We start from the raw sequence: 3,183 nt of genomic DNA, 5'->3' as shown, positions 1-3,183 counted from the left end.
ACCGTATTCTTCCGGTTGAAGGATCCTTATAATTAAGAAACTTCCTATAGCTCCTATAAGATGTGAAATAAATCTTCCGTTGAATAGGTTAACATAGTTTGTTATTAGTCCTTTTCCGAGATCAGTGAGTTCTGACATAATAAGTACAATTCCTATGCTCAGGACTCATATATCTAACTATCCTTGAACAGGGAGTTGGCATTCTTAGTGTCTCAGATGACAAAAAGGGTTTTCCTCCCAACGATTTTTATTTCACTTTAGGACAGAAAGTCTAGCAGCAGTGATTTGCCTTCGTAGAGAACTATCAATTCTTCCAGAGCAATATCAAATTTCAGCGGTACCATCACGCCTCCGTGTTAGATTAGTCTGACGTCCTCTAGACACTGTATCACTGGGAGTGTTGTTCTCGTGCAGTCGTCTTACTCCAGCAGTTATGGGAATCTTAGGGAGGTATTACCGTAAAATCGGTGTTGGAGAGAAGGTTTTATTTTTTAGTGCCCTCCTTCTGAAAAGATACGGGACGAGGAGAGTTCGATCAGGGAAGCCAAGGTGAGGCCGGTCAGGGAGATCAACAGGCTGGGCGTGGTCAGGAGGAACGGGAGGAGCAGGAAGGTCGGGTTGACGCTAGTCCTCATGGTCCTGGTAGGTGGGAGGGCCAGCGTGAGGAACGCGGCCGAGACTTTCGGGTTGGACTACGCAAATCTGCTGGGGGCGTTGGGAGAACTCGACGACGCGTGGAGGGACTGGAGGTCCTGTCAGACTGGTCAAGGGACCTCTCGTCATCATAGACGACACCGTGGACCACAACGCTCCGGTAGGACATGAGCCCCTGAGAACTACTGGATCTACTGCCACACCCACGGGAGGTTCGAGAGGGCCAAACTCCTCACGCTCGTGATAGTCGACCTCTCCACGGGCAGGACGTTCACGGTTTCCCCTACACCGTGAGGAAGATGTTGAATATGGGGATGGTCACTGAGTTCAAGACCGAGATCGACTTGGCCAGATGTTGGACGTGCTCAAGGAGCCCTTCCGGTAGCCAGGGTCGTCTTCGATCCCAGTACTGTCCGAGAGGCCCGTGACGAACAAAGTGGTGTCAAGGCTCAAGTCCAACCGAGCCCAGGGTAGACTCGGGGGACCCTCGAGGAGGGGGAGGGACACCTCCCAGTGGGATACCCCCCGGAGTCTACTTCGCCGACCTGACCCTGGGAGGCCGAGTGATTACAGTGAAGTTGCTTGTCCGGGAACGTAAACGTGACTCCTGGACACAGGCCAGGTACCTCTACACGACCGACCTCTCGCTCAGCGAGGAGGAGGCCTGTCGGGTGGGAGATCGAGGAGCTCTAAAGGACGTCAAGGCCCTGGGACTGGAGGACTCCTCGTTCTGGACGGTAGACCCAAAATCACCTCCTTGAAAATAAATCTATATTAATAAGCGGTTCTATTGATTTAAATAGAAAATCTTTTAGATAGAATAAATCATCAGAAAACAAGAGTATTAGGAGTATCCTGAACTGCTCCCTCCTCACCTCCCCCTTGAACACGGTGTACAGGGAGTAGAAGGCCACGGCCAGCACGAAGATCAACGTGCGGAAGACGAACTTGGTGGAACTGGTGAAGGGGAGAAAAGCCTTGATGTTCCGGTAAGAGGTCTCTATGGGACCCCTCACCTTGTTGTACAACTTCAACACCTCCCCCTTCGGTAGGTCGAGGTTCGTAGCCCTAGCGAAGTAAACTAGAGTCCTCTTCTTTCTCCTGACCTTCTCCTTGCTGTACACGAGGAGCCTGAACTTGACCTGCTCGTCCCTCCTGTGCCTCTTACTGTTCGTCTCGTACTCGCCGTCGAACTCCTGGTAGACCTTCACGTCCCCAACAGGGACGGCAATTATGTACTTGAACTGCGAAACGAAGTTGAGCACGTCAACCGTGTAGAAGCCCGCGTCGAGAGTCATCAACCTTACCTTGAACCCCATGGCGACGACTTGCTCCACGAGGGCCTTCACGACCTCATCCTTGGTCATCCCCTTCACTTGAGTGACGAAAGCCAGTAGGAGCACTTTCCCGTCAAACTTAGTCGTCGCAGTTGCGTAGTTCCAAGAGTTTCCCTCCTCCGAACTCCCGAGCCCCTCCACCGGTCTCCCGTACCAGGTCTTGGTCGTCCAGTCTATTGAGAGGTCTATCTCCTTGACTCCCTTCAGTACCTCCAAGGATATCTTCCTCACTTGTTCCAAGAGTTTCTCAATAACTTCCACCCCCTGCTCCTCCACGTAATTCCTCACGGTCTGTGGGGACACGCCATACGTCCTCGACTTGTTCTCTACTGAATCGTTCCATAAACACGCTGAGATGAGGGTTCTCGCCACCTCTTCCCCTTTCTTTCCCTTGAAGTTCAGCACGGAAAGTAATTTATATCCTATTTGTTGAACGTTGTTTTGGTGAGGGAGTACCGGTGTTACCATCTCACTTACTCACGTGGTAATACCACATCTCCCTCACCTTAAACCTTTCTTCAACTGAATTCTTAATACTCTTATAAATTTCTTTATCTTTTATAAATTCGATATTATCCTACCAGAAATATTTTTCATAATATGATTTTGGGTCTACCGCGTGAGGTGGGGGATGGGTAGCCCCCTTACGGAAACCTTTTATAGTTATTAAAAAATAGATATAACTATGCGGTACAGATTGGAAAGAGGATCGCATTCAGTTTACGTTCTTTATTACCACTATGTCCAGGTGGTGAAGTACCGCAGGAAGGTGTTCGATAATGAAGAGATTATAAACTTCCTAAAGGAACAAATTCAAGAAATAAGCGAAACGTTCGAGGTTGAGGTCATAGACATAGGGGTGGATAAAGATCACTTCCACATGTTATTCAAGGCGAAACCGACCTTGAACATACCCAGATACATAAACGCGATCAAGACGATCACGTCTAGGGAAATACAGAGAAGGTTCCCACAAGTAAAGGAGAAACTGTGGAAAGGACACTTCTGGTCGCCTTCCTACTTCCTAGCAACAAGTGGACAGGTAACACTGGAGGTACTGAAAAAATATGTGGAGAGCCAGGGGAAAGAGTGACAAGATTCAGCTATCATTCAAGTACAGGATTTACCCAACCAGGGAGGAAAAACTCCTCAGGGTGATGCAGGTTGAGGCTAAAGTGTACAATGCCCTGTT

The 3,183-nt window shown here is 49.1% G+C and carries 6 protein-coding genes; 5 read left to right on the top strand and 1 reads right to left on the bottom strand.

Annotated elements, in window-relative coordinates:
• Positions 1-549: 549 nt before the first annotated feature.
• From METMK1DRAFT_RS16975 to METMK1DRAFT_RS18610, 3 genes are all read left to right on the top strand, one after another.
• Positions 550-825 (top strand): transposase, encoded by a 276-nt coding sequence (locus tag METMK1DRAFT_RS16975; protein WP_009069543.1) that lies wholly within the window; start codon positions 550-552, stop codon positions 823-825.
• A 253-nt stretch (positions 826-1,078) separates the two neighbouring features.
• A complete protein-coding gene (locus METMK1DRAFT_RS18615) occupies positions 1,079-1,252 on the top strand; it encodes a hypothetical protein (protein ID WP_245544504.1) in 174 nt (57 codons plus the stop codon).
• On the top strand, positions 1,173-1,415 hold the full coding sequence (locus METMK1DRAFT_RS18610; RefSeq protein ID WP_342632952.1) for a hypothetical protein: 243 nt from the start codon (positions 1,173-1,175) through the stop codon (positions 1,413-1,415). Before METMK1DRAFT_RS18615 ends, METMK1DRAFT_RS18610 begins: the two co-directional genes overlap by 80 nt.
• On the opposite strand, the gene METMK1DRAFT_RS00570 is transcribed toward METMK1DRAFT_RS18610, so the two are convergent.
• Complete coding sequence (locus tag METMK1DRAFT_RS00570) at positions 1,404-2,459, bottom strand: ISH3 family transposase (protein ID WP_009069542.1); 1,056 nt, start codon at positions 2,457-2,459, stop codon at positions 1,404-1,406. The genes METMK1DRAFT_RS18610 and METMK1DRAFT_RS00570 overlap by 12 nt on opposite strands.
• A 217-nt stretch (positions 2,460-2,676) precedes the next feature.
• On the opposite strand from METMK1DRAFT_RS00570, the gene tnpA reads away from it, so the two are divergent.
• Positions 2,677-3,084, top strand: coding sequence for an IS200/IS605 family transposase (gene tnpA / locus METMK1DRAFT_RS00565; protein ID WP_009069540.1), 408 nt, complete (start codon positions 2,677-2,679; stop codon positions 3,082-3,084).
• Positions 3,059-3,183: helix-turn-helix domain-containing protein (locus METMK1DRAFT_RS16965; RefSeq protein WP_009069538.1), on the top strand; the 125-nt coding region annotated here is incomplete at its 3' end. The genes tnpA and METMK1DRAFT_RS16965, both read left to right, overlap by 26 nt.

Origin of the sequence: Metallosphaera yellowstonensis MK1 (assembly GCF_000243315.1) — an archaeon.
In the GTDB taxonomy this organism is placed as follows: Archaea; Thermoproteota; Thermoprotei_A; order Sulfolobales; family Sulfolobaceae; genus Metallosphaera; species Metallosphaera yellowstonensis.
Note: the sequence above shows the minus strand (reverse complement) of the source record. Positions and strands in the feature narration are given on the sequence as shown.

What these genes read in the sequence shown, in the direction of transcription:
- METMK1DRAFT_RS00570 (WP_009069542.1), bottom strand. Translation starts at nt 2,459, where the DNA reads ATGGTAACACCGGTACTCCCTCACCAAAACAACGTTCAACAAATAGGA.
- tnpA (WP_009069540.1), top strand. Translation starts at nt 2,677, where the DNA reads ATGCGGTACAGATTGGAAAGAGGATCGCATTCAGTTTACGTTCTTTAT.